Origin of the sequence: Ensifer sp. Root954, assembly GCF_001429005.1 — a bacterium.
In the GTDB taxonomy this organism is placed as follows: Bacteria; Pseudomonadota; Alphaproteobacteria; order Rhizobiales; family Rhizobiaceae; genus Ensifer; species Ensifer adhaerens.
This window is the reverse complement of record NZ_LMJM01000052.1, coordinates 195137-218074: the sequence shown is the minus strand read 5'-3', so window position 1 is coordinate 218074 and position 22938 is coordinate 195137. Positions and strand designations below refer to the sequence as shown.

At 63.2% G+C, this 22938-nt stretch carries 25 protein-coding genes, 1 tRNA gene and 1 riboswitch; of the genes, 13 read left to right on the top strand and 13 right to left on the bottom strand.

Going from position 1 to position 22938, the window contains the following annotated elements; translation table 11 throughout:
• The first annotated feature begins 7 nt into the window (after nucleotides 1-7).
• From pstB to phoB, 3 genes are all read left to right on the top strand, one after another.
• The gene (pstB, locus tag ASE71_RS31595; RefSeq protein ID WP_034797173.1) at nucleotides 8-823 is read left to right on the top strand and encodes a phosphate ABC transporter ATP-binding protein PstB; all 816 of its coding nucleotides are present in this window, start codon (nucleotides 8-10) and stop codon (nucleotides 821-823) included.
• Between the two features lie 50 nt (nucleotides 824-873).
• Nucleotides 874-1587, top strand: a complete 714-nt coding sequence (gene phoU, locus ASE71_RS31590; protein WP_089043230.1) for a phosphate signaling complex protein PhoU — start codon at nucleotides 874-876, stop codon at nucleotides 1585-1587.
• Between the two features lie 202 nt (nucleotides 1588-1789).
• Complete coding sequence (gene phoB / locus ASE71_RS31585; protein WP_034797168.1) at nucleotides 1790-2473, top strand: phosphate regulon transcriptional regulator PhoB; 684 nt, start codon at nucleotides 1790-1792, stop codon at nucleotides 2471-2473.
• 70 nt (nucleotides 2474-2543) lie between these two features.
• Here phoB and ASE71_RS31580 read toward each other — a convergent pair whose 3' ends face one another.
• Nucleotides 2544-3065 (bottom strand): GcrA family cell cycle regulator, encoded by a 522-nt coding sequence (locus ASE71_RS31580; protein ID WP_034797167.1) that lies wholly within the window; start codon nucleotides 3063-3065, stop codon nucleotides 2544-2546.
• 421 nt (nucleotides 3066-3486) lie between these two features.
• On the opposite strand from ASE71_RS31580, the gene ASE71_RS31575 reads away from it, so the two are divergent.
• The 3 genes from ASE71_RS31575 to ASE71_RS31565 all read left to right on the top strand — a co-directional run bounded on the left by ASE71_RS31575 (nucleotide 3487) and on the right by ASE71_RS31565 (nucleotide 6996).
• A complete protein-coding gene (locus tag ASE71_RS31575) occupies nucleotides 3487-4686 on the top strand; it encodes an aspartate aminotransferase family protein (protein WP_060522347.1) in 1200 nt (399 codons plus the stop codon).
• Between the two features lie 104 nt (nucleotides 4687-4790).
• Nucleotides 4791-5708 (top strand): ornithine carbamoyltransferase, encoded by a 918-nt coding sequence (gene argF, locus ASE71_RS31570; RefSeq protein ID WP_034797163.1) that lies wholly within the window; start codon nucleotides 4791-4793, stop codon nucleotides 5706-5708.
• A 298-nt stretch (nucleotides 5709-6006) separates the two neighbouring features.
• Nucleotides 6007-6996: an Hsp33 family molecular chaperone gene (locus ASE71_RS31565; protein ID WP_034797161.1), complete on the top strand. Its 990-nt coding sequence runs from the start codon at nucleotides 6007-6009 to the stop codon at nucleotides 6994-6996.
• A gap of 72 nt (nucleotides 6997-7068) precedes the next feature.
• Here the strand turns inward: ASE71_RS31565 and apaG are convergent, their stop codons facing one another.
• A complete protein-coding gene (gene apaG, locus ASE71_RS31560) occupies nucleotides 7069-7461 on the bottom strand; it encodes a Co2+/Mg2+ efflux protein ApaG (RefSeq protein ID WP_034797159.1) in 393 nt (130 codons plus the stop codon).
• Between apaG and ASE71_RS36115 the strand changes: the two genes are divergently transcribed.
• Nucleotides 7460-7633 carry a hypothetical protein gene (locus ASE71_RS36115; protein ID WP_156400780.1) on the top strand — a complete coding sequence of 58 codons (174 nt, stop codon included), beginning with the start codon at nucleotides 7460-7462 and terminating at the stop codon, nucleotides 7631-7633. The genes apaG and ASE71_RS36115 overlap by 2 nt on opposite strands.
• Before the next feature lie 56 nt (nucleotides 7634-7689).
• Here the strand turns inward: ASE71_RS36115 and ASE71_RS31555 are convergent, their stop codons facing one another.
• Entirely contained in the window at nucleotides 7690-8874 is a 1185-nt protein-coding gene (locus ASE71_RS31555; RefSeq protein WP_034797156.1) for an O-succinylhomoserine sulfhydrylase, read from the bottom strand.
• 44 nt (nucleotides 8875-8918) lie between these two features.
• A riboswitch (SAM riboswitch) is annotated at nucleotides 8919-8997 on the bottom strand.
• Between the two features lie 74 nt (nucleotides 8998-9071).
• Here ASE71_RS31555 and ASE71_RS31550 point away from each other — a divergent pair.
• The 3 genes from ASE71_RS31550 to ASE71_RS31540 all read left to right on the top strand — a co-directional run bounded on the left by ASE71_RS31550 (nucleotide 9072) and on the right by ASE71_RS31540 (nucleotide 11303).
• The gene (locus ASE71_RS31550; protein WP_060522346.1) at nucleotides 9072-10169 is read left to right on the top strand and encodes a 2'-deoxycytidine 5'-triphosphate deaminase; all 1098 of its coding nucleotides are present in this window, start codon (nucleotides 9072-9074) and stop codon (nucleotides 10167-10169) included.
• Between the two features lie 81 nt (nucleotides 10170-10250).
• Nucleotides 10251-10325: transfer RNA gene (locus tag ASE71_RS31545), tRNA-Gly, on the top strand.
• 144 nt (nucleotides 10326-10469) lie between these two features.
• Entirely contained in the window at nucleotides 10470-11303 is an 834-nt protein-coding gene (locus tag ASE71_RS31540) for a transporter substrate-binding domain-containing protein (RefSeq protein ID WP_060522345.1), read from the top strand.
• Nucleotides 11304-11337: 34 nt separating this feature from the next.
• Here ASE71_RS31540 and ASE71_RS31535 read toward each other — a convergent pair whose 3' ends face one another.
• The 3 genes from ASE71_RS31535 to ASE71_RS31525 form a co-directional block, all read right to left on the bottom strand.
• Nucleotides 11338-11748 carry a tellurite resistance TerB family protein gene (locus ASE71_RS31535; RefSeq protein WP_034797150.1) on the bottom strand — a complete coding sequence of 137 codons (411 nt, stop codon included), beginning with the start codon at nucleotides 11746-11748 and terminating at the stop codon, nucleotides 11338-11340.
• 127 nt (nucleotides 11749-11875) lie between these two features.
• Nucleotides 11876-12709, bottom strand: coding sequence for a thermonuclease family protein (locus tag ASE71_RS31530; protein ID WP_060522344.1), 834 nt, complete (start codon nucleotides 12707-12709; stop codon nucleotides 11876-11878).
• Between the two features lie 13 nt (nucleotides 12710-12722).
• The gene (locus ASE71_RS31525) at nucleotides 12723-13376 is read right to left on the bottom strand and encodes a helix-turn-helix transcriptional regulator (protein WP_060522343.1); all 654 of its coding nucleotides are present in this window, start codon (nucleotides 13374-13376) and stop codon (nucleotides 12723-12725) included.
• 187 nt (nucleotides 13377-13563) lie between these two features.
• Here ASE71_RS31525 and ASE71_RS31520 point away from each other — a divergent pair, with 187 nt between their 5' ends.
• Nucleotides 13564-14646 (top strand): calcium:proton antiporter, encoded by a 1083-nt coding sequence (locus tag ASE71_RS31520; RefSeq protein WP_034797145.1) that lies wholly within the window; start codon nucleotides 13564-13566, stop codon nucleotides 14644-14646.
• 18 nt (nucleotides 14647-14664) lie between these two features.
• Here the strand turns inward: ASE71_RS31520 and ASE71_RS31515 are convergent, their stop codons facing one another.
• The gene (locus ASE71_RS31515; protein WP_060522342.1) at nucleotides 14665-15174 is read right to left on the bottom strand and encodes a winged helix-turn-helix transcriptional regulator; all 510 of its coding nucleotides are present in this window, start codon (nucleotides 15172-15174) and stop codon (nucleotides 14665-14667) included.
• 133 nt (nucleotides 15175-15307) lie between these two features.
• On the opposite strand from ASE71_RS31515, the gene ASE71_RS31510 reads away from it, so the two are divergent.
• Nucleotides 15308-15772 (top strand): SRPBCC family protein, encoded by a 465-nt coding sequence (locus ASE71_RS31510; RefSeq protein WP_060522341.1) that lies wholly within the window; start codon nucleotides 15308-15310, stop codon nucleotides 15770-15772.
• 77 nt (nucleotides 15773-15849) lie between these two features.
• Here ASE71_RS31510 and ASE71_RS31505 read toward each other — a convergent pair whose 3' ends face one another.
• A complete protein-coding gene (locus ASE71_RS31505; RefSeq protein ID WP_060522340.1) occupies nucleotides 15850-16431 on the bottom strand; it encodes a LysE family translocator in 582 nt (193 codons plus the stop codon).
• Between the two features lie 220 nt (nucleotides 16432-16651).
• On the opposite strand from ASE71_RS31505, the gene ASE71_RS31500 reads away from it, so the two are divergent.
• A complete protein-coding gene (locus ASE71_RS31500) occupies nucleotides 16652-17536 on the top strand; it encodes a DMT family transporter (RefSeq protein WP_034797139.1) in 885 nt (294 codons plus the stop codon).
• Nucleotides 17537-17562: 26 nt separating this feature from the next.
• On the opposite strand, the gene ASE71_RS31495 is transcribed toward ASE71_RS31500, so the two are convergent.
• From ASE71_RS31495 to ASE71_RS31475, 5 genes are all read right to left on the bottom strand, one after another.
• Nucleotides 17563-18396 (bottom strand): methyltransferase domain-containing protein, encoded by an 834-nt coding sequence (locus tag ASE71_RS31495; protein ID WP_034797138.1) that lies wholly within the window; start codon nucleotides 18394-18396, stop codon nucleotides 17563-17565.
• A 73-nt stretch (nucleotides 18397-18469) separates the two neighbouring features.
• Nucleotides 18470-18898: a GNAT family N-acetyltransferase gene (locus tag ASE71_RS31490; protein ID WP_034797137.1), complete on the bottom strand. Its 429-nt coding sequence runs from the start codon at nucleotides 18896-18898 to the stop codon at nucleotides 18470-18472.
• A 164-nt stretch (nucleotides 18899-19062) separates the two neighbouring features.
• On the bottom strand, nucleotides 19063-21279 hold the full coding sequence (locus ASE71_RS31485; RefSeq protein ID WP_060522339.1) for an FAD-dependent oxidoreductase: 2217 nt from the start codon (nucleotides 21277-21279) through the stop codon (nucleotides 19063-19065).
• Between the two features lie 11 nt (nucleotides 21280-21290).
• Nucleotides 21291-21695 (bottom strand): YbaY family lipoprotein, encoded by a 405-nt coding sequence (locus tag ASE71_RS31480; RefSeq protein ID WP_162251930.1) that lies wholly within the window; start codon nucleotides 21693-21695, stop codon nucleotides 21291-21293.
• Between the two features lie 11 nt (nucleotides 21696-21706).
• Nucleotides 21707-22915, bottom strand: a complete 1209-nt coding sequence (locus ASE71_RS31475) for an acetyl-CoA C-acetyltransferase (RefSeq protein ID WP_034797134.1) — start codon at nucleotides 22913-22915, stop codon at nucleotides 21707-21709.
• Between the last annotated feature and the right edge of the window lie 23 nt (nucleotides 22916-22938).

Below are 22938 nucleotides of genomic sequence, written 5' to 3'. Positions count from 1 at the left end.
AATTACTATGAACATCATGTCAGAAGCAGCAGTCGAGAAGGCTCTGGATCAGAAAATGAACACCGTGCCCTACAAGATGATCGGCAAGGATGTGTCGGTCTATTACGGCGAGAAGCGTGCGCTTTTCGACGTCAACCTCAACATCCGCGAGAACACGGTCACGGCGCTGATCGGTCCTTCGGGTTGCGGCAAGTCGACCTTCCTGCGCACGCTGAACCGCATGAACGACACGATCGAGAACTGCCGCGTCACCGGCAAGATCACGCTCGACGAGGACGACATCTACGACCCGACGATCGACGTCGTCGAGCTTCGCGCCCGCGTCGGCATGGTCTTCCAGAAGCCGAACCCGTTCCCGAAGTCGATCTACGACAACGTCGCCTACGGCCCGCGGATTCACGGCCTTGCCCGCACCAAGGCCGACTTTGACGAAGTGGTCGAGACCAGCCTGCAGAAGGCCGGTCTGTGGAACGAGGTAAAGGATCGTCTGCAGGAGCCCGGCACCGGCCTTTCCGGTGGTCAGCAGCAGCGCCTCTGCATCGCGCGTGCCGTCGCCGTCAGCCCGGAAGTCATCCTCATGGACGAGCCGTGCTCGGCTCTCGATCCGATCGCGACCGCCAAGGTCGAAGAGCTCATCCACGAGCTGCGCACGAACTTCACGATCGTCATCGTGACCCACTCGATGCAGCAGGCCGCCCGCGTTTCGCAGCGCACCGCCATGTTCCACCTCGGCAATCTCGTCGAGGAGAACGACACCGACAAGATGTTCACCAATCCGGATGACCAGCGCACCCAGGATTACATCATGGGCCGCTTCGGCTGAGGCCGCATAAGGCTGCAACAGTAACTGCAAAGCGCCCGTAAGGATCGACGATCATGTCCATGCATATCATGTCCGCCTATGACGAAGAACTGAAGTACCTGACGCGCCGCATCTCGGAGATGGGCGGCCTCGCCGAACAGATGGTCGCCGAGTCCGTTCGCGCGCTGGTCAACTCCGACCTGGCTCTCGCACAGAAGGTGATCTCGGACGACACCGTCCTCGACGACGCCGAGCGCCAGATCGGTGAGAAGGCGATCGTCACGATCGCCAAGCGTCAGCCGGTCGCCGCCGACCTGCGTGAGATCATGGGGTCGATCCGCATCGCCTCCGATCTGGAACGCGTCGGCGACCTCGGCAAGAACACCGCCAAGCGCGTGATCGCGGTCGCCGGCTCCGGCATTCCGCGCAAGCTCGCCCGTGGCCTCGAGCATCTGGCAGAGCTCGCTCTCGTCCAGCTCAAGGAAGTGCTCGACGTCTACGCCTCGCGCTCGCCGGAAAAGGCCAACAGCATCCGCGAGCGTGACGAGGAGATCGACGCGATCTACACCTCGCTGTTCCGCGAGCTCTTGACCTACATGATGGAAGATCCGCGCAACATCACGCCCTGCACGCATCTTCTGTTCTGCGCCAAGAACATCGAGCGCATCGGCGACCACGCGACCAATATCGCTGAGACGATCTATTACATGGCGACGGGTGCTCAGCCGGAAGGCGAGCGTCCGAAGGATGACACCACGTCGACGCTGGGCTCGGTCAACGACTGAGCGCCAAGCGCGCCGTAAGCATGCATGCCCTTTGAAATCTGATCCGGTCGCGGCTTCGGTCGCGGCCCCGAATTCCTGTATCTGAAGCATGTGGTTTTCGCCCCGCCTTTGAAAACGGCGGATGTGCTCCAGATTTAGAGTGTCTGAGCGCCGGCCGGGCCGATGAGCCCAAAGGCCGCCCGCGGTAAGGAGACGTTACCTGATGTTGCCAAAAATCGCCGTAGTCGAAGACGAAGAGGCGCTGAGCGTTCTGCTGCGTTACAATCTGGAAGCCGAGGGCTTCGACGTCGATACGATCCTGCGGGGCGACGAGGCGGAGATCCGGCTTCAGGAGCGGCTGCCCGACCTGCTTATCCTCGACTGGATGCTGCCCGGTGTTTCCGGCATTGAACTTTGCCGTCGGCTGCGCCAGCGTCCGGAGACCGAACGTCTGCCGATCATCATGCTGACGGCGCGCGGCGAGGAAAGCGAGCGCGTCCGGGGTCTGGCGACCGGTGCCGACGACTACGTGGTCAAGCCCTTCTCGACGCCGGAGCTGATGGCGCGTGTCAAGGCGATGCTGCGCCGGGCAAAGCCCGAGGTGCTCTCGACGCTGCTTCGCTGCGGCGACATCGAACTCGACCGCGAGACCCACCGCGTTCATCGCCGCAGCCGCGAAGTGCGCCTCGGCCCGACCGAGTTCCGTCTTCTGGAGTTCCTCATGTCCTCGCCGGGCCGCGTCTTCTCTCGCTCGCAGCTTCTGGATGGCGTCTGGGGTCATGACATCTATGTCGACGAGCGCACCGTCGACGTGCATGTCGGTCGTCTGCGCAAGGCTCTGAACTTCTCGAACATGCCCGACGTCATCCGCACCGTTCGCGGCGCCGGCTATTCGCTCGAAAGCTGAGCGGTCTGAAAGTCGCCAACAAAAAAAAGGGGCCGATCGGCCCCTTCCTTTATCAATGCGGTCCAGCTTCTTAGCGGGCCCTGCGGCGCTCCCCCGACGGCTGGTAGGCCAGCCGCGCATGGAAGGTGCAGTAAGGCGAGGCTTCCGGGGAATCGTTGCCGCAGAAGTGAAACTCTTCCTTCAGCGGGTCGCCGATCGGCCACTTGCAGGTGCGCTCGGTGAGCTGGGTCAGCTCGAGGCGGCGCGACATCGGCACGACAACGTCGGTGCGGGTGCTGAAATCCTGCTCGGCAACGAGATCGACTTCGATTTCTTCCTTCAGAACGACAGCGCCGGCCGCGCGTGCAACCGGGCGGGTCGAAACGCGCGAAGCGTAGTTCGGCGCGCGCGGTGCCGAAGTCGGGCGCTTCGGACGGGCCGCCGTCGTGGTGCTGCCACCGGCCTTGGCGCGACCTGGCAGGCTCAGGCGGTGAACCTTGCCGATGACAGCGTTACGGCTGACGCCGCCGAGCTGTGCCGCGATCTGGCTTGCGCTCAGGCCCTCGGACCAAAGCTTCTTCAGTTTCTCCACCCGCTCGTCAGTCCAGTTCATTTCTGCACTCTCCGTTCTCAGCGTTGGGGATGGCAGAATCCCTCACCGCACCCCGGCTAAACCCCGGGGTTGCAAACGCGATAACTCTTTTGGTGACTAGGTCCGCCGCATGCGTCTAGTAATTGAATGTTAACGTACTGACCGCTGGACTCTGTGGCAAGAGTCCCGGGAATCAGGCCGAATCGATTTCGTAGTTTTCCCCAACTTGCTCGGCCAGCGTTGCATTTTTGCAAGCCCTCCCGGACGATTTTTCTGCTGCCAGGAATCGACCCTTCATGTTGCGCTGCAAGGCTTGGTTTTGTTGACATTGCAGCGCGAAATGGGAATAGTGCCTGCGCCGCCGAAAGGCGGCATTTTTGATTTTTATCGGCCCGCGTGAGGCGCGGGATCGATGTCGATCTGGAGTGAAGGAGAGCCTCGCATGACTGCAACCACGCCGCTTTACGATACCTACATGCGCGCGCCGTTGCGTTTCGAGCGAGGAGAGGGCGCCTGGCTGATCGCTGAAGACGGCACGCGTTATCTCGATTTCGGTGCCGGCGTTGCCGTGAACTCGCTCGGCCACGCGCACCCGCACCTGGTCGAAGCGCTGAAGGCGCAGGCCGACAAGGTCTGGCACCTGTCCAACCTTTATGAAATTGCGGGCCAGGAAAGCCTCGGCCGCCGGCTGACGGCGGTGACCTTTGCCGACAAGGTCTTCTTCACCAATTCGGGCGCGGAAGCGCTGGAATGCGCCATCAAGACGGCACGGCGTTACCACTTCTCCAAGGGCCACCCGGAGAAGTTCCACGTCATCACCTTCGAAGGCGCCTTCCACGGCCGCACGATCGCGACGATCGCCGCCGGTGGTCAGCAGAAATACATCGAAGGTTTCGGGCCGAAGGCGCCGGGCTTCTACCAGGTTCCGTTCGGCGACATCGCCGCGGTCAAGAATGCGATCACCGAGGAAACCGCAGCGATCCTGATCGAGCCGATCCAGGGCGAGGGCGGCATCCGTCCGGCGACCAAGGAGTTCATGCAGGAACTGCGCGCGCTCTGCGACGAGTTCGGCCTGCTCTTGATCCTCGACGAGGTCCAGACCGGCGTCGGCCGTACCGGCAAGCTGTTTGCCTATGAATGGGCGGATATCCGTCCGGATATCATGGCGGTCGCCAAGGGTATCGGCGGTGGCTTCCCGTTCGGCGCCTGCCTCGCGACTGAGGAAGCCGCATCTGGTATGGTGGCGGGCACGCATGGCTCCACATATGGCGGCAACCCGCTGGCCATGGCCGTCGGCAACGCCGTGCTCGACGTCGTTCTGGCCGACGGATTCCTGACGCATGTGCGCGATGTCGCGCTGGTCTTCCGCCAGGGCCTTGCGTCGCTCAAGGACCGCTTCCCTGATGTCATCGAGGACATCCGCGGCGACGGTTTGATGCTGGGCATCAAGGTGAAGGGCCCTTCGGCCGATCTGCTGAAGGAAATCCGCGCCGAAAAGCTCCTGGCCGTGCCGGCGGGCGAAAATGTGCTGCGTCTGCTGCCGCCGCTGACCGTGACGGCGGAAGAGGCGCGCGAGGGGCTCGCACGTATCGAACGCGCCGCCGAGGCGGTTCGCAAGGCAAGCGGCAACGCCGCGGCCTGAAGGTAGCGACCCAGGGCCGACTAAGGCGTTAGAATGACCTTCGTGCGGGCACGTCGATAGCGTGCCGCACCAGGGACCGATTTTTCAGACAGGAACCGAGTACGATGGCAGGCACCAGACATTTTCTCGATCTTTCGGCCATGACGGCCGCCGACCTCCGGACGATCATCGACGATGCGCGCGTCCGAAAGGCGGCGACCAAGGCCGGAACTGCCGAGAAGCCGCTCGCCGGCAAGATGCTGGCGATGATCTTCGAAAAGCCCTCCACCCGCACCCGCGTTTCCTTCGATGTCGGCATGCGCCAGCTCGGCGGCGAAACCCTGTTTCTGTCGGGCACCGAAATGCAGCTCGGCCGCGCCGAGACGATCGGCGACACGGCCAAGGTGCTCTCGCGTTACGTCGACGCCATCATGATCCGCACCACCGACCATCGCCGCCTTCTGGAACTGGCCGAGCATGCGACGGTCCCGGTCATCAACGGCCTGACCGACGATACGCACCCCTGCCAGATCATGGCCGATATCCTGACCTTCGAGGAGCATCGCGGTCCGGTAAAGGGCAAGACGATTGCCTGGACCGGCGACGGCAATAACGTGCTGCATTCGCTGATCGAAGGTTCTGCCCGCTTCGGATACCGCATGAACATGGCCGTGCCGCTCGGTTCCGAGCCGCAGGACAAGTTCCTGAACTGGGCGCGCAACAATGGCGGCGAGGTCCTTTTGTGTCATGACGCCGAACAGGCCGTCGCCGACGCCAATTGCGTCGTGACCGACACCTGGATCTCGATGAACCAGGAACATCGCGCGCGCGGGCACAACGTCTTCCAGCCCTACCAGGTCAATGAAGCGCTGATGAAGCGTGCGGCCTCCGATGCGCTGTTCATGCACTGCCTGCCGGCGCACCGCGGCGAAGAGGTCACCGACGAGGTGATCGACGGCCCGCAGTCGGTGGTCTTCGACGAGGCGGAAAACCGGCTGCACGCACAGAAGTCGGTCATTGCCTGGTGCATGGGGCTCGTCTGAGCCGGCTGCCCGGTCGCGCGCGACGGCGAAGAGGCTTCAGTGCGCTCCGCCGAGCTTGCGCCATATAGGGGCGTGTTCACCGCACTTGACATTGTCCACGTGCGACACGATTTAGGCGGCATACGGGCGCTCCTGAAAGTAGTGAGCGCGCAACCGTCGAGGTGGTGCGTTGCTATGGCGGCGGCACATACCTGGTGGACAATCCGTTTATCGCGGGATCAACTGAGACAGCGAGCACGTTGCGCGGGGATAGCAATATCTCTGGTGCAGCTTGGTGGCTGAAGGCAAGGAGCAAGACATGACTGACATGACGCCAGGGCTTGGTGAGTTCGACTTTGCCGGTGACGATCACGTCGTGCCTTTCCAGGTGGAAGGCCTCGACGTGCGCGGCCGCGCCGTGCAGCTTGGCCCCATGCTGGACGCAATCCTAGAGCGCCACAACTATCCGCTTCCGGTCGCGCGCCTGGTTGCTGAAACCGTTGTACTCACCGTGTTGCTCGGGACCTCGCTGAAGTTTGAAGGCAAGCTGATCGTCCAGACCCAGGGCGATGGCCCTGTCGATCTGGTGGTCGCTGATTTCTCGACGCCGGATCGCGTGCGCGCCTATGCCCGCTACGATCAAGAAGCGCTTGCCGCTGCCGAAAAGGACGGCCGGACCCTTTCGCACGAGCTGCTCGGAAAGGGCGTGCTCGCCTTCACCATAGACCAGGGCGCCCATACCCAGCGTTACCAGGGTATCGTTGCGCTCGACGGAGCGACGCTGGAAGAAATCGCCGGCGTCTATTTCCGGCAGTCGGAGCAGATCCCGACCAAGGTGCGCCTTGGCGTGGCCGAGCTTCTCGATCGCGACGAAAACGGCAAGCCGCGCCATCGCTGGCGCGCCGGCGGCATGGTCGCCCAGTTCCTGCCGGAAGCGCCGGAGCGCATGCGCCAGCCCGACCTTTCCGGCGGTGATGGCGATGATGGTGAAAGCGCGTTCGGGGACGACGATCTCTGGGCCGAAGCCAAGGTGATGGTCGAAACGATCGACATGGACGAGTTGACCGATCCGATGGTCGGAACCGAGCGGCTGCTCTATCGCCTGTTCCACGAGCGCGGCGTCCGCGTCTACGAACCGCAGGCGGTCTACGACCGTTGCAGCTGCTCGCGCGAGAAGCTTCAGTCGGTGTTGTCCAACCTGAGCACGGACGACCTCGAAAGCACCATCGACGATGGCGAAGTCAAGGTGACCTGCGAGTTTTGCTCGACGACCTATCGCTTCGAAGCAAGCGAGGTGCGCCCGCAGTAGCGGGCGCCTCCGGCCGACTGGCCGCGATTTAGAGCGACGCTAGTCCGAAGGACGCGCTGTTCCGGATTGGCTTCAGTTCAGGGTGCGCACGAGCCCGGGTGAATCGAGCGAGAAGGCGGGGATGGCAACGTTGAAGGTCTCTCCGCCTTCCGATTCCATGCTGTAGTGGCCGAACATGACGCCTGAGGGCGTATCCAGAGGGCATCCGGACGAATACTCATAGGTATCGCCGGGATTGAGCAGCGGCTGCTCGCCGATGACGCCCGGACCGCTGACCTCGTCGACTTGCCCGTTCTCATCGGTAATGTGCCAGTAGCGCGTCATCAACCGCACGGACGCGTCCGAGTGGTTTGAGATGACGATGCGATAGCCCCAGACATAGCGGCCGTCATCGGGATCCGACTGCTCTTCGAGATAGTACGGCTCCACCGTAACTTCTATGTCGCGGGTCAAAGCGCGATACATGGGCATCACCTTGCTTCAGGTCTTTCAGGGTATTCTACAGCAAGATGGTTTCGTCAAGAATAACGGCAAGATTGTGCGATCCCATGATGGGACGGATGGCCGTGCTGACGCGATCGAGCGGGTGAAACGTGCCTGGCGCATTGGCGCCCCGCCGCCGGAAACCATATCGTGACGGCCGGCAAGCGGCGTTCGGCCGCCGTTGATCACGGCGGCCGTGTCTTCGTAAAATCAGGCCTTCACGGCCTTCAGCGCGCGGGCGAAATCTTCCACCACATCGTCGCTGTCCTCGATACCGGCCGAGAAGCGCACGGTTCCGGCGGAAATGCCGAGCTCTTCGCGGGCCTCGTCGGTCAGGTTCTTGTGCGTGGTCGTTCCCGGATGGGTGATCAGGCTCTTGCTGTCGCCGAGGTTGTTGGAGATGCGCACGATCTCCAGCGCGTTCTGCAGCGCGAAGGCAGCGTCCTTGCCGCCCTTCAGTTCGAAGGCGACGAGCGTCGATCCGCCGGTCATCTGCTTGGCGATGATGTCGGCCTGCGGATGATCCTTGCGGCCAGGATAGATGACCTTGGCGACCTGCGGCTGTTCTGCCAGGAAGTCGGCCACGCGGCGGGCCGTTTCCGTCTGCTGACGCACGCGCAACGGCAGCGTCTCGATGCCCTTCAGCAGCGTCCAGGCGTTGAACGGCGACATCGCCGGGCCGGTGTGGCGGAAGTAGTCGTGCAGGTGCTCGTTGATCCATTCCTTGTCGGAAAGCACGACACCGCCGAGGCAACGGCCCTGGCCGTCGATATGCTTGGTGGCGGAATAGACGACGATATGGGCGCCGAGTTCCAGCGGCTTCTGGAAGAGCGGCGTCGCAAAGACGTTGTCGACGACGACCTTGGCGCCGATCTGGTTGGCGAGCTTGGCAACGCCGGCAATGTCGATGACTTCGAGCGTCGGGTTGGTCGGGCTTTCCAGGAAGAAGACCTTGGTGTTCTTCTGGATCGCCTTTTCCCAGTTGGCGAGGTCGCGTCCGTCGACCAGCGTGCACTCGATGCCGTATTTCGGCGCCAGCGTCTCGACCACCCAGCGGCAGGAGCCGAAGAGGGCGCGGGCGGCGACGATGTGGTCGCCGGCCTTCAGCTGGCAGAGAATGGCGGCGGTGACGGCAGCCATGCCCGATGCCGTGGCGCGCGCATCCTCGGCGCCTTCCAGCATGCACATGCGCTTTTCAAACATGTCGTTGGTCGGGCTACCGTAGCGGGCGTAGATGAAGCCTTCGGTCTCGCCCTTGAAACGAGCTTCCGCAGCTTCCGACGTCTCGTAGACAAAGCCCTGGGTAAGGAAGATCGCCTCGGAGGTCTCTCCGTGCTGGGAACGGGTGGTCCCGCCATGGACCAGTTGCGTTGCGGGGCGCCAGTTTTTGCTCATGTGACGGTCACTTTCAAAAACAAAAAAACCGGCCGCGTGAAGGGCCGGTTTGACACCCGGCCTTTTTAGCTACTTGTTTAACGTGGCTGCAAGCCGACCGGCCAAATCACCACGGGATAAAGCTTCAATACTGCCAGGGTACGCTTGCGTCAATTCCCGGAGTTTGGTTTTGTCTCGCAACTGAAAAGAGGACTGCAATGGGCCGCGACACTGGGATTTTGGCCGATCGCGCGATCGCCGCGCTGTTAGAATCGGGACGCCTCAAAAGCGAGAAGCCGCTGGATGACGATCAGATCCAGCCGGCAAGCCTCGACCTGCGCCTAGGCTCGAAGGCTTTCCGCGTCCGCGCAAGCTTCATGCCGGGTCCGTCTCACCTCGTTGCCGACAAGCTCGACCGGCTGAAGCTGCACGTCGTCGATCTGACCGATGGCGCGGTGCTGGAAACGGGCTGCGTCTACATCGTGCCGCTGATGGAAAGCCTGGAACTGCCTGAGGGCATGTCGGCCTCGGCCAACCCGAAAAGCTCGACCGGTCGCCTCGACATCTTCACCCGCGTCATCACCGATCGCGCCCAGGAATTCGACAAGATCCCGGCCGGCTACAGCGGTCCGCTCTATCTCGAAATCAGCCCGCGCACCTTCCCGATCGTCGTGCGCCGAGGCTCGCGCCTGTCGCAGATCCGCTTCCGCATGGGCCAGTCTATCCTGTCGGAGCAGGAACTGCAGGCGCTGCACGAGAGCGACGTGCTGGTGGCGAGCGACAAGCCGAACGTCAGCGGCGGCGGCATCGCGCTGTCGATCGATCTGAAGGGCACCGGGCCCGAAGGCCTGATCGGCTATCGCGGCAAGCATCACACCGCCGTCATCGACGTCGACAAGAAAGCGCAGCACGCGATCTTCGATTTCTGGGAGCCACTCTACAGCCGCGGGCGCGACGAACTGATCCTCGATCCGGATGAGTTCTACATTCTCGTCTCGCGCGAGGCGGTGCATGTTCCACCGCTTTATGCGGCCGAGATGACGCCGTTCGATCCGCTGGTCGGCGAGTTTCGCGTGCATTATGCCGGCTTCTTCGATCCAGGCTTCGGCCATGCCTCGGCCGGCGGCACGGGCAGCCGGGCCGTGCTCGAAGTGCGCAGCCACGAGGTGCCGTTCATCCTCGAACACGGCCAGATCGTCGGCCGCCTGATCTACGAACACATGCTGGAACGGCCGGATGGTCTCTATGGCCTCGGCGTCGGCTCCAACTACCAGGCGCAGGGCCTGAAGCTCTCGAAGCATTTCCGCGCCGAGTAGGGGATTTCGCAGCGCCCCTTACGCGATCCCGCGCAAGGGTGCTTGACAGATCGCCTCGGTTCGGGAAGTTTCGCAGGCGCCGCGGGTGTAGTTCAGCGGTAGAACGCCAGCTTCCCAAGCTGGATGTCGTCGGTTCGATCCCGATCACCCGCTCCATTCTTCCTCGTCCCGTTCCTTGTGTAACCGCGTTCTCGTGGTGGCCTATGGTCAGCTGCGCTGCGGCCGGTTACTTTACCGCTCGATGAATCACCGCGGTTCCAAGGGCCGCCCCTGCCACATGAGACGTGCCGGCCGCTGCCCATGAAAGTTCTTTCCCTTTTCGCCCTTTGCGCATCCTTGATCGCGACGCCGCTTGCGGCCGAGGCCAAGGATCTGCCGCTGCTGTTCGACGCGCGCGAACGCATCGCCAAGCCCGATCTCACGGGCCTGGCGCGCCTGCGTTTCTTGACGACGGTGGATTTTCCGCCGTTCAACTTCATCGACCAGTCCGGCAAGCTTTCGGGATTTCATGTCGATCTCGTGCGCGAGATCTGCCGCGAGCTCGACATCGAGGCCAAATGCCAGATCCAGGCCGTGACCTATGCGGAGCTGCTGCCGGCGCTGGAAGAGGGGCAGGGCGAGGCGGTGGCCGCCGGTATCGCCGTCGGTCCGGAACTGCGCCAACGCTTCGCCTTTTCCCGCGCGTTCATGCGGCTTCCGGCGCGCGTCGCCGTCAACACCAAGGCGGCGGGCGCAGTCTCGGCGCCGAGCGATCTCAAGGGGAAGCCGGTCGGTGTCGTCGCCGGAACCACGCATGAGGCGATGTTCAAGGCGTTTTTCCCGAAGATCCAGGCCAAGGTCTATCCCGACCGCGAGGCCATGCTGACGGCTCTGCAGAAGGGCGATGTGCCGGCGGTGTTTTCCGACGGCATGCAGCTGTCCTTCTGGATCTCGGGTAGCGCTGCTGGCGGCTGCTGCACGCTTGTCGATGGCGCCTACTTCTCGCAGCGCTTCCTCGGTGAAGGCCTGACGATCATGAACCGCAAGTCCGAGCCTGCCCTGACCCAGGCGATCGATCACGCGCTGCTGGCGCTGTCGCGCAGTGGCCGCTTGGAGGAAATCTATCTGCGCTACTTCCCGAACGGAATCTACTAGGCGCCAGGACTTCTCGGCGTGATCACCGGCCGGCCTATCGGCGGAAGCGGGCGAGCGCGCCGCGCTCGATAGCGGCGCAGGTCAGCTTGTCGAGGCCAAGCCGGTCGCGCAGCAACTGCAGCAGGCGGATTTCTTCGTTGCGGATGCGCTGGTCGGCGGCCGCGATCTCCACGGCGAGCGCATAGGCCGTCTCGTGGAACTTTTCCGGCAGCGCTTCGCGCACGATCTCGAGCATGATGTCGAGCCCCTCGGGCGCCGCCAGCTGCGCCGAGCATTCATGGCCGATATGGACGAGGCTGTCCTCGTCGAAGCCGTCGAACACGGGCAGGAACTGAACCAGCCGGCCGATGCGGGCAAACTCGTCGTCGCTCATCTCGCGGTCGACCGCCGACATCATCACCATGACATAGATGAGAGCTTCGTGGTGGCTGAGGCTTGGTTGCATGGGCTTTCCGGCGGTAGAGCGATTCCAGGGATGGGACGGTTCCTGATCCGGAATTGCGTCGTTTGAAAGAGTTGAGCCGTCTGCCGCTTTCGGCAGACGGTCGAGAGCTGGGAATTGTCGCGGCTATTTACAAGTCCGGCTGCGAGGCGTCCACTCCGATGCCGAGGGTCGGATCGTCGAATGTCATCGGCGTGTGGCTGAGGTCGCGCGGATCGTCACCGTAAAAACCGAGCTTCGCCTGGCGTGCTGCGTCGGCGCGTTTTTCGAGGGTCGAGCCGGGAACCGGCGTTGCCCAGCCATTGTCGACGAGCCAGGTGGCAAGATCCTGTCCGCCAAGCGTGCAGGAGGCGGTGGCCGAAGGGCCGGAATCTCCTTCGGGCAGATCGCAGCTGATCGCACGTGCGCGCAGGAAGTTTCTGAAGGCGGTTCGCGCGACGATGCCGCAGGGCCAGCTCTTGCCGGCGCTTTCGCAGGTCCGCTCCGCTTGTTCCGGCTCGATGCCGTCGATCTGCAGCGTCAGCTTGTCGAACTGGATCACACCGGCGGCGACCGCCACCGGGCGATAGAGTACGGTCGGCCCGGCGGCCTTCGCTTCCTTCTTCGGTTCCGACAACGGCGCACGCGGTTCCACCCGTTCGAGCGGCGCACTGGTGACCGTATCGGGCAGGCCGAACTGCTGTGGCTCGATGGCGCGCGCCGCATTTTCCGTTGTGGGGGTGCCCTGCGGTTGCTCGCCGGTCGTCGCCGCGCCGCCGGAGGACGCGCCGGGGTCGAGCGGGACCTCGTCGTCGGCCTGATCCGGCGTCGCCTCGAAATCTGTCATGTCGGGCGTTTCGAGAACGAGTTCCGGTGTGGCGGCGGTCTCACGGTCGCGGATGGCAATAGCGCCCGCATAGAGGATGCCGGTGAAAAGGGCGATTGCGGCGATGCCGCCGGCAAGGGTGTAGAAATGCTGCCGCATCAGGAAGGACGTCCTATTGGCTGGCCCAGATAATTCGGGCGATCCATTCGATCTGGCTGGTCTCGAAGCTCCGGTTCGGATGCTCGGGATTGAGCGACAGAAGTTCGATCACACGCGGCGTCTGGCGCGTGAGCACCTTTGCCATGACCTCGCCCTCCTGCGTCTTCACCACGACCCGATCGCCACGCCGGATCGGCGCGCCGGGATCGACGATCAGGATGTCGCCGTCGCGGTAGAGCGGCAGCATGCTGTCTCCCTGGACCCCGAGCGCATAGGTGCCGCTGCGCTTTTCCGCATCCGTCGGAAAATCGATGACGTCCCAGCCCTGACCGGCGGGAAAGCCGCCATCGTCGAAGTAGCCGCCGGCACCCGCCTGGGCAAAGCCGATCAGCGGGATCGTGGCAGCGGCCACCGGCTCGGAAGGCGCTGGGGCCCCGTCCGGCTGCAGTAGGCTTGTGAACTGGTCCATGGTGGCGCCCGTCGCCCCCAGCACCTTGGCGATCGATTCTGTCGAGGGCCAGCGCTCGCGCCCGTCGGCGGAGCGACGTTTGGATTTGTTGAAGGAGGTCGGGTCGAGGCCGGCACGGCGCGCGAGGCCGGACGGCGAGAGCTGGTGGCGCTCGGCCAGGGTGTCGATAGCGTGCCAGATCGTGCCGTGAGACAACATGACGAGAGATCCAGGCCGGGCAGGCGGCCACTTGCTGCTTTGGTTCCCGGCCACACTACCGAAACGCTGCAGGGCGGTAAAGAATCGGGAGGAAAATAGTCCTCTTTCCGTCATTTGCTTTGCGGGACGCGGCCCCTATAGTTCCGGTGATGGGCAGGACAGGCTTTCGGTGGAGGGCGTTTTGTTGATGCGCATGAAAGCGGAACGCCTGCTGATCGTCGCCATGCTTGCCGCGGTCGCCGGGCTTGCGCTCGAAGATCGCCTGCTTGAGATGGGGCGCCTCGCAACGCTTCTCGGTGCCGCCGGTCTGGTGGTTGCGATCGTGCTTGCTTCGCTGCGGGTGTCGCATCACGCCGAGGTTCTGGCATCCAAGGTCGGCGATCCCTATGGCACGATGATCCTCACGCTGTCGGCGGTGCTCGTCGAAGTCGTCGTGCTGGCGATCATGATGACCAGCGAGACCTCGCCGACGCTGGTGCGCGACACGATCTATGCGGCCGTCATGCTCGACATCAACGGCATCCTGGGCCTCGCAGCCCTTCTCGGAGGTCTGAAGCACGGCGAACAGCCCTATAATGACGATTCCGCCCGCACCTACAGCGTGATGATCCTGACGGCGATGGGGATTTCTATGATCGTGCCGGAATTCGTGCCGGCGGCGAAATGGCATCTCTACTCGGCCTTCACCATTGGCGCGATGATCACGCTCTACGCCCTGTTCCTGCGCATGCAGGTGGGCGTGCACAGCTACTTCTTCAGCTACAGCTATCCGAAGGCGAAGGGCGAGGGGAGCGCGAGAGAGGGCGGCCCCGACCAGCCGGTGTTGCCGTCGATCGTGATCCTGATCCTCGGCATCGTACTGATTGGTGTGCTGGCGGAAGTGATGTCGTCGCTGCTGACATCGGGCTTGAAAGGGAGCGGTGCACCGCCGGCTGTCACGGCCATCGTCGTCGCGGCGATTTCCGCCTCTCCGGAGATCATGACCGCCATGCGCGCCGCTCTCGCAAATCGCATGCAGGCGGTCGTCAATATCGCGCTCGGCGCTTCGCTTTCGACCGTCATCCTGACGGTGCCGGTGATGGAGGCGATCGCGCTCTATACCGGCCAGCCGTTCCTGATGGCGATGTCGCCGGTGCAGACGGTGATGGTGACGATCACGCTGATCGTTGCCGCGATCAACCTCAATGACGGCCAGACCAACGCCATCGAGGGCATGACGCATTTCGTGCTGTTTGCCACCTTCGTCATGCTCTCGGCGATCGGGCTCTGAACGGGCCGCCGGGCGAAGTCAGGCCGTCGCCTTTTCCTGCGCCTTCCTGGCGACCACCTCTTCATAGGCGGCCTGGAGCGTGGCGCGCACCCGTGGCGGGCCATCGAGCGGCATCCCCAGATGGTCGTGCCGCAGCTCTTCCATGAAGCGATCCCAGAGCGCCGGGCCGCCGTTCTCCATGAGTTCGGCGCGAATGCTGAGCTCTTCGCTGACCGGCAGGTAGCGCCGTCCCCAGGCACCGAGCTGGGCCATGATCGGCACGAGCGCAATCGTCATTTCCGTCAGGCTGTAGATCGCCTTCTGCTTGTGCGTGGGGTCGTCGCGCTTCGTCAGCATTCCCTGTTCGACCAGCATCTTCAGCCGATCCGCAAGGATATTCGATGAGATACCCTCCTGCGATCGCAGCAGCTCCCGGAAGTGCCGTTTGCCGCCGAAGATCATGTCGCGAATGATCAGCAGGCTCCATTTGTCGCCGAACACTTCGAGCGAAAGATTGATCGGGCAACCCGAGCGCATGTCGTCCTTCATTGGCACCTCTTTAAAACCGCTTGCATTATCGCATCACTGACGCTAACGTTCAACTGATTTCAAAATTATAGCAGTTCATAATCGAAACCAGTTGCGTATAAGCCATCGGTTTCCGACCCAGAGGAGGCAAGACATGACTGCCAGATCCGTGGAACATTCGAGCTTCAACATTGAACGCAGCTTCAAGGCGACACCGGTTGAGGTGTTCAGGGCGTTCTCGGAGCCAGCCGCAAAGGAGCGCTGGTTCGTCAACGTCGAAGCCGGGGCGCAGATCACCCACGACTTCCGCGTCGGCGGCCGCGAAAGCGGTCGCTTCAGCGTGGACGACGGGACGACCTATTACGACGATACCGTCTATCTCGATATCGTCGAGAACCGCAGGATCATCTTTGCCTATACGATGACGCAGAACGACAGGCGGATTTCTGCCTCCGTCGCCACGGTCGATATCCAGCCTGCGGGCACCGGCACGCGCCTCGTCTTTACCGAACAGGTGGCCTTCCTCGACGGGCTCGACAAGCTCGAGTACCGCCGCGGAGGCTGGGAAGAGTTGATGGGGGCGTTGGCCAAGGAACTCGGCGAGGCGGTTGCTGCCTGAGGCACAACGTTTGGCCGCGCATAGCGCGCATAGCGATCAATATCCCGGAGGACACGTGCTGGTCCTCCGGGATTTTTCTAGTGCATGGCAGCGATCGCGCTGCCGGCGATGCCGACGGAGAAGAGCGTGAGGCAGACGGCGGCGATCCGGCGCGGCAGGTGCGAAGTCGAAAGACCCTTGGACATCTGCACCAGCAGGGCGCCGGCCCCGATCCAGGTCGACCCGGCGGCGATGACCAGCAGGGAGAAGCCGGCGATCCAGGGCCAGACGGCTGCCAGTCCTGTCTGCGGCAACAGCACCAGGGCGACGATCAGGGCTTTCGGATTGAGCAGCGTCGTGACGAAGACTTGTCGGATGGAGATGACGACACCTTCGCTGCGCTCGGCATCGGTCGTCCAGAGCGCATAGGCGAGGTAGAGAACCCAGCAGGCGGCAATGAGCCTCAGCGCCAGGCCGAGGTTCGGATGGGCGGCAAGGAACGGTGCGAGCAACGCGACGGCGGGAATGATCACCGCGAGATAGCCGCCGAGCTCGCCGGTCAAAAGCGGCAGCGACCGGCGAAACCCGGCCGATGCGCCGGAGAGCCAAAGCAGCGTATTCGTCGGACCGGGCGTCGCGAGCAGGGCGAGGGCGGCAAGGGCAAAGGCGAGCGGCTGCATGTCGTTGGGACCCGAGTTTCATGGTCGTTATCGCTGCCTTCTAGCAGCGGCGCAAGCGCCGGTTCTTGATCTCCATCAAGCTTGCTGTCCGATCCGTGGTGCAAGCCACCCCAAGAAATCGCCACAGCGCCGCCCCGACATGCCCCTTCCGCGCCCGTCGCGGCCGCGCTATCAGACGGGCTCCGCCGCTTCTCCTCCCGCCGGCGTGATCGAGGCTCCCATGAACAAGACCGTCCTGTCAGGCATCGTCATGACGACGTTTTCCTATTTCCTGTTTTCGCTGCAGGATGCGTCGGTCAAATGGCTGGTCGTCGGCTACTCGGTCTGGCAGATCCTGTTTACCCGCAGCATCACCATTCTCCTGCTCTGCCTTGTGATCGGTCGCGGCAAGCTGGTGCGCAGCGCCATCTCGTCGCCGGTGATCAAACCGCTCTTCGTGCGCAATCTTTTGCTGCTCGCTGCCTGGCTTTCCTATTTCAACGCGGCGCGCGACCTCGGCCTGGCGGAGATGACCACCCTTTACTACGCCGCGCCGATCATCGTGACGCTGCTTGCTGTACCGATCCTGAAGGAGGACGTTCCGCCGATCCGCTGGTTCGCCGTGTTCATCGGTTTCGTCGGCGTGCTCATCGCCTGCGATCCGCTCGGCACCGGCATGAAACTGTCGCTGCCGGTGTTCCTGGCGCTTATCGCCGCCGTCTTCTGGGCGATCGGCACGGTCATGCTGCGCAAGACGGCACTTCAGGAAACGACCCTGGTGCAGATGACGATCTCCAACGTCTTTTTCATCGGCATGACCGGGCTTGCCGTCGGCTTTTTCTGGACGCCGCCTGCGCTCTTCGACGTCGCGCTGATGGCCGGAACCGGCGTCATCGCCGGCATCGCCCAGTACGCGTTGTTCGAGGGTATGCGCCGGGCACCGATCTCGGTGATCGCGCCGTTCGAATATACCTCGCTCGTCTGGGCCTTCGGACTCGGCTTCCTAATCTGGGGCGACGTTCCGGCCATGAACGTCTTTGCCGGCGCCGGGCTGATCTTTGCGGCTGGCCTGCTGATCATCGTCGGCGAACGACTGGCGCATCGGCGCGCCGGTGCCGCCGCTTAGAGATACGGGACGGATGGAAACCGTCGTCATGCTTTGATGACGAGCGCCTCGGGAACACGGCCGGTCAGCCGGAAGAACATGTGTGAGGTCACGAGCACGTTTGGGTCGGCAAGATGCTGGTCGAGTGCTTCCAGATCGGCATCGAGCTCGGCCTGGCCGATGAAGCCTTCGGCGACAAGCCCGCCGCGGACATTGTCGATGAAATCCCGAAGGATCGGCCGGCGGTCGTGACCCGGCGGATAGACATGCTCGACCGCGTCGACGGATATCGCCTCGATACCGGCGTTCCGGAACAGACGATGCAGCCGGCGACCGATATTGAGGTCGATGCCTCTGGCGGCGGAATAGGCGACATAGGCGGCAAGCAGCCTGTCCCAGGCGGCAAGCGGCGGATCGCAGATATGTCCGAGGAAATCGGCCTCGAAGCTCGCGATCCAGCCACCCGGCCGTACCAACGACACCATTTCGAGCACGATCAGCTCTGGCCGCGGCACGTTGACGAGCACCAGCCGCATATGAGCGCCGTCGAAGGAACGGCGCGGCAGGCCTGTCGCATAGGCATCGCCCTCGCGCACATCCACCTGGGGGAGCGCATGGCCGGCAACGAAACGGCGGGCGAGTTCGACAAAATTCGGATCGCGTTCGATGCCGAGCACCGATCCGTTTGGCCCGACGCGTTTGCCAAGTAGGTGCAGAACCCCACCGGGGCCGCAGCCAAGATCGACGACGCGTTCGCCCGGCCGGATTCCGACCCGTTCGAGCTGCTGGTCGGAATCAGGGGCGAGATTGGCAATCTGTCGTTTCAGGCGTTCTTCTTCGGGCCCGGCGCGCCCAAGAAGATAGAGATCAGGCTCGCTCATGGCGTGTCCCCCTCTGACCTCGCGGAGGATGCGCCTGCGCGCGAAGAGCGTCAATCAGAAGATGCTGATAAGCTTAACGCACGCCGGACGTCATGAAACGTCGCTCGGGAGTTTCTTCATAGATCACAAGACCTTCGCGGCGGTAGAACGCCACCGCCGGATTGGTCGTCAGCACGCTGAGCTGCACGGGCAGGCCGATCGCCCTTGCTTCACCGAGCACTTGGCGAAGCGCGATCGCACCGTAGCCGCACTTCTGGTGACCGGGCGCGACGTAAAGCTTGTTCACCCAGAAATGGTCCTCGCGCCGCGTGACCGATACGCAGCCGACATCCTCGTGCCCCACGGCGATGATGCGATACTCGCCGAGGATGAGTGCATCCGCCAGCCGAGGCCGCCAGCTGCCCCAAAGCGCGATCGCATAGTTGCGCATACAGGCTTCTTCCAGCCAGCGCAGATAGGGTTCGTCGTCGGGGACGGCGGGGCGGAGGGCGGCTTTGGTCATGGTTTCGTCATGGAGTGTGGTTCAATCCGCGCAGGCCTAGCACCACAACCGTAACAGAGTGATGGCGGCCGGGTGGGCGCTAAGCCGGCAAGGGCCTCGAGCAGGCCGTGCTCAAACGAAAACAGGCCCTCAAGGGGCCTGCTTCCAATGCTATTCAGCGAACCTTACGCCGCCTGCTTCTTCTCGCCATAGGGGTCGAAGCGGCCGTAGAAGGTCTCGCCGCGTTCGGCCATTTCCTTGAGGAGTGCCGTCGGCTTGAAGTGGTTGCCATAATCCTTGGCGAGCGTCTCGCACATCTCGACGAAGGCCTTCACGCCCATGCCGTCGATGTAGGAGAGCGTGCCGCCGGTGTAGGGAGCAAAGCCGAAACCGAGGATCGAGCCGACGTCTGCTTCGCGCGGATCGGTGACGATGCCTTCTTCCATGGTGCGGGCCGCTTCGAGCGCGATCGTCGCGAGAAGCCGCTGCTTCAGCACCTCGACATCGATCTTGTCTGCGTTCTTCTGCGGATAGAGGGTTTTCAGCTCCGGCCACAGATACTTCTTGGCGGGCTTGGCCGGATACTCGTAGAAGCCCTTGCCGTTCTTGCGACCGCGACGGTCGAGATCGTCGACCATCTTGTTGATCAGCGCCAGGTGCTTGGGATCGACAGCCTTTTCGCCGAGGTCGGCGACGGTGGCCTTGAGGATCTTCTGGCTGAGGTCGATCGCCACTTCGTCGTTGAGCGACAGCGGGCCGACCGGCATGCCGGCCATCTTGGCGGCATTTTCGATCATCGCCGGCGGCACGCCTTCGATCAGCATGTCATAGGCTTCGTGGATGTAGCGGAAGACGCAACGGTTGACGTAGAAGCCGCGGGTGTCGTTGACGACGATCGGCGTCTTCTTGATCGCCGCGACATAGTCGAGTGCCACGGCGAGCGCCCTGTCGCCGCTCTCCTTACCGAGGATCACTTCCGTCAGCATCATCTTCTCGACCGGTGAGAAGAAGTGGACGCCGATGAACTGGCCGGGGCGCTTGGAGTTCTTGGCAAGACCGGTGATCGGCAGCGTCGAGGTGTTGGAGGCAAAGATCGCGTCTTCGGCAATCACCGCTTCCACCTTCTCGATCACGTCCTTCTTGACCTGGCGATCCTCGAACACCGCTTCGACGACGAGGCCGGCGGTCTTCAGGTCATTGTAGTCGGCCGAAGGGGTGATACGGGCAAGCAGCGCCTCGCCCTCTTCCTTGGTCAGGCGGCCCTTGCCGATCGAATCCTTGACCAGGCCTTCCGAATGCGCCTTGCCCTTTTCGGCCGCTTCCATGTCGCGGTCGATCAGCGTCACCGCAATGCCGGCAGCAGCCGTCACATAGGCGATCGAGGCGCCCATGAAGCCGGCGCCGACGACGCCGACATGCTTGAATTCGGACTTCGGCACGCCGGCCGGACGACGGGCGCCCTTGCCGAGTTCCTGCATCGAGACGAACAGCGAGCGGATCATCGAGAAGGCTTCGGTCGTTTGAAGGATCTCGGTGAAGTAGCGCTGCTCGATCTTGAGCGCCGTGTCGAACGGTACCTGCAGGCCTTCATAGACGCACTTCAGGATCGCGACGGCGCCCGGATAGTTGCCGTAGGTCTCGCGGCGCAGGATGCCGGAAGCGGCCGGCCAGAGCTGGGCCGAAGCCGGCGTCCAGATGCCGCCGCCCGGAACCTTGTAGCCCTTTTCGTCCCACGGCTGGACCGGCTTCAGGCCGTTCTTGATCATCGCCTTGGCCGCGTCGACCAGCTTGTCGGCATCGACGACTTCATGCACCAGGCCAAGCGCCTTGGCGCGGGCTGCCGTCAGCGACGAGCCTGTCGTCATCATCTGCAGCGCGTCCTGCGCATTGGTCAGGCGCGGCACGCGCTGGGTGCCGCCGGCGCCCGGGAAAATGCCGACCTTGACTTCCGGCAGCGCGATCTTGACCGACTTGGAATTCGACGCGACACGGCCGTGGCAGGCGAGCGAAAGCTCGAAGGCGCCGCCCATGCAGGTGCCGTTGATCGCCGATACCCATGGCTTGCCCGAGGTTTCGAGCTTGCGGAAGAGCCCGGTCATGCGGCCAACGAGGTCGAAGAGCTTCTGGGCGGCGTTATCCGGATCCTTCTTCTTTTCTTCCTGCTGGAAGGTGAACATCGACTTGATCATCGAAAGGTCGGCGCCGCCGGAGAAGCTCGACTTGCCGGACGTAAAGACGACGCCCTTGACCGTTGCGTCGGCCGTGGTCTGGTCGACGATGGCGTTGAGCTCTTCCATCACCTCCTGAGTGAAGACGTTCATCGACTTCTCAGGCATGTCCCAGGTGACGAGCGCGATGCCGTCAGCGTCGGTCTCGATCTTGAAATTGGTGTAATTCGTCATGGTTCTCCCCCTCAGTAGAGAATGGGTTCGATCTGCAGCGAGACGTTCGATCCGCCGCTGTAACGTTGCTTGCTGGTGTTGGTGGCGATCAGCCGGCCGTCGCGCTCGACGCGGATGGTGAAGCCCGCGTCGACAGTCTTGTCGAGTTCGGGCTTCGGCACCTGCAGCACGAAGGGCACGCGGGTGGCCTTGCCGTCGCTGACAACCGAAGTCTCGGCGATCAGCTTGGCGGCCACGTCCATCACGCCCTGCTCTTCGAGCCGGATCGTGACGGTGCCGGCCGGAACCGGGCCGCTCGCGACATTGGAGATCGCACCGGTGAGCGTGAAGCTGTCGCCGCCTTCCTCCTCGTCGGAGACGCAGCCCGCGGCTGCAAGCAGCCCCAGGCCCATCACTCCGAGTAGGGTGCGGCGCATCACGTCCATCGTCAGACCCTTTCGATGATCGTGGCCGTGCCCATGCCGGCGCCGATGCAGAGCGTGACGAGCGCGGTGTTGAGATCGCGGCGCTCCAGTTCGTCGAGCACGGTGCCGAGGATCATCGCGCCGGTTGCGCCGAGCGGATGGCCCATGGCGATCGCGCCGCCGTTGACGTTGATCTTGTCGTGTGGGATGTCGAAGGCCTGCATGTAGCGCAACACGACGGCGGCGAAGGCTTCGTTGAGCTCGAAGAGGTCGATGTCCGACAGCTTCATGTCGGCGCGCTTCAGGAGCTTCTCGGTGACGTCGACCGGGCCGGTCAGCATCAGTGCCGGATCGGAGCCGATGTTGGCGAAGGCGCGGATGCGGGCGCGCGGCTTCAGGCCCATGCTTTCGCCGCCGGCCTTGGAGCCGAGCAACACGGCAGCAGCGCCATCGACGATGCCCGAGGAGTTGCCGGCGTGGTGCACGTAGTTGATCTTCTCAATTTCAGGATGCGCCTGGATGCCGACGGCTTCGAAGCCGCCCATTTCGCCCGGCATCTGGAAGGACGGGTTGAGCGAAGCGAGCGCCTGCATGTCGGTGCCCGGACGCATGTGCTCGTCGCGGTCGAGGATGGTCAGGCCGTTCTGGTCCTTGAAGGGCACGACGGACTTCTTGAAGTAGCCCTGTTCCCAGGCGTGCGCCGCACGCTTCTGGCTTTCGACCGCATAGGCGTCGACGTCGTCGCGGCTAAAACCGTACTTGGTGGCGATCAGGTCGGCCGAAACGCCCTGCGGCATGAAGAAGGCCGGCAGGTTGACTGAGGGGTCCATGAACCAGGCGCCGCCCGACATGCCGAGGCCGACGCGCGACATCGATTCAACGCCGCCGGCAATCACGATGTCGTCGGCGCCTTGGGCGATCTTGGCTGCGCCAAAGTTGACGGCGTCGAGGCCGGAGGCGCAGAAGCGTGAAATCTGCATGCCAGGCGCACGGGTCGAATAACCGGCTTCGAAGGCGGCAGCCTTCGGGATCACCGCGCCTGCGTCCATCACAGGATCGACGCAACCCATGATGATGTCGTCCACGGTCGAGGTGTCGAGGTCGTTGCGGTCACGCACCGCTTCCAGCATCTTGGCTGCCAGGCGAACGGACGGCACTTCGTGCAGCGATCCGTCCTTCTTGCCACGGCCGCGCGGTGTGCGCACGTGGTCGTAAACGAAGACTTTCGTCATGTCTCATCTCCCTTTCGGCAGCA

What these genes read in the sequence shown, in the direction of transcription:
- pstB (WP_034797173.1), top strand. Translation starts at nt 8, where the DNA reads ATGAACATCATGTCAGAAGCAGCAGTCGAGAAGGCTCTGGATCAGAAA.
- phoB (WP_034797168.1), top strand. Translation starts at nt 1,790, where the DNA reads ATGTTGCCAAAAATCGCCGTAGTCGAAGACGAAGAGGCGCTGAGCGTT.
- ASE71_RS31580 (WP_034797167.1), bottom strand. Translation starts at nt 3,065, where the DNA reads ATGAACTGGACTGACGAGCGGGTGGAGAAACTGAAGAAGCTTTGGTCC.
- ASE71_RS31575 (WP_060522347.1), top strand. Translation starts at nt 3,487, where the DNA reads ATGACTGCAACCACGCCGCTTTACGATACCTACATGCGCGCGCCGTTG.
- argF (WP_034797163.1), top strand. Translation starts at nt 4,791, where the DNA reads ATGGCAGGCACCAGACATTTTCTCGATCTTTCGGCCATGACGGCCGCC.
- ASE71_RS31565 (WP_034797161.1), top strand. Translation starts at nt 6,007, where the DNA reads ATGACTGACATGACGCCAGGGCTTGGTGAGTTCGACTTTGCCGGTGAC.
- ASE71_RS36115 (WP_156400780.1), top strand. Translation starts at nt 7,460, where the DNA reads ATGGGCATCACCTTGCTTCAGGTCTTTCAGGGTATTCTACAGCAAGAT.
- apaG (WP_034797159.1), bottom strand. Translation starts at nt 7,461, where the DNA reads ATGTATCGCGCTTTGACCCGCGACATAGAAGTTACGGTGGAGCCGTAC.
- ASE71_RS31555 (WP_034797156.1), bottom strand. Translation starts at nt 8,874, where the DNA reads ATGAGCAAAAACTGGCGCCCCGCAACGCAACTGGTCCATGGCGGGACC.
- ASE71_RS31550 (WP_060522346.1), top strand. Translation starts at nt 9,072, where the DNA reads ATGGGCCGCGACACTGGGATTTTGGCCGATCGCGCGATCGCCGCGCTG.
- ASE71_RS31540 (WP_060522345.1), top strand. Translation starts at nt 10,470, where the DNA reads ATGAAAGTTCTTTCCCTTTTCGCCCTTTGCGCATCCTTGATCGCGACG.
- ASE71_RS31535 (WP_034797150.1), bottom strand. Translation starts at nt 11,748, where the DNA reads ATGCAACCAAGCCTCAGCCACCACGAAGCTCTCATCTATGTCATGGTG.
- ASE71_RS31530 (WP_060522344.1), bottom strand. Translation starts at nt 12,709, where the DNA reads ATGCGGCAGCATTTCTACACCCTTGCCGGCGGCATCGCCGCAATCGCC.
- ASE71_RS31525 (WP_060522343.1), bottom strand. Translation starts at nt 13,376, where the DNA reads ATGTTGTCTCACGGCACGATCTGGCACGCTATCGACACCCTGGCCGAG.
- ASE71_RS31520 (WP_034797145.1), top strand. Translation starts at nt 13,564, where the DNA reads ATGCGCATGAAAGCGGAACGCCTGCTGATCGTCGCCATGCTTGCCGCG.
- ASE71_RS31515 (WP_060522342.1), bottom strand. Translation starts at nt 15,174, where the DNA reads ATGAAGGACGACATGCGCTCGGGTTGCCCGATCAATCTTTCGCTCGAA.
- ASE71_RS31510 (WP_060522341.1), top strand. Translation starts at nt 15,308, where the DNA reads ATGACTGCCAGATCCGTGGAACATTCGAGCTTCAACATTGAACGCAGC.
- ASE71_RS31505 (WP_060522340.1), bottom strand. Translation starts at nt 16,431, where the DNA reads ATGCAGCCGCTCGCCTTTGCCCTTGCCGCCCTCGCCCTGCTCGCGACG.
- ASE71_RS31500 (WP_034797139.1), top strand. Translation starts at nt 16,652, where the DNA reads ATGAACAAGACCGTCCTGTCAGGCATCGTCATGACGACGTTTTCCTAT.
- ASE71_RS31495 (WP_034797138.1), bottom strand. Translation starts at nt 18,396, where the DNA reads ATGAGCGAGCCTGATCTCTATCTTCTTGGGCGCGCCGGGCCCGAAGAA.
- ASE71_RS31490 (WP_034797137.1), bottom strand. Translation starts at nt 18,898, where the DNA reads ATGACCAAAGCCGCCCTCCGCCCCGCCGTCCCCGACGACGAACCCTAT.
- ASE71_RS31485 (WP_060522339.1), bottom strand. Translation starts at nt 21,279, where the DNA reads ATGACGAATTACACCAATTTCAAGATCGAGACCGACGCTGACGGCATC.
- ASE71_RS31480 (WP_162251930.1), bottom strand. Translation starts at nt 21,695, where the DNA reads ATGCGCCGCACCCTACTCGGAGTGATGGGCCTGGGGCTGCTTGCAGCC.
- ASE71_RS31475 (WP_034797134.1), bottom strand. Translation starts at nt 22,915, where the DNA reads ATGACGAAAGTCTTCGTTTACGACCACGTGCGCACACCGCGCGGCCGT.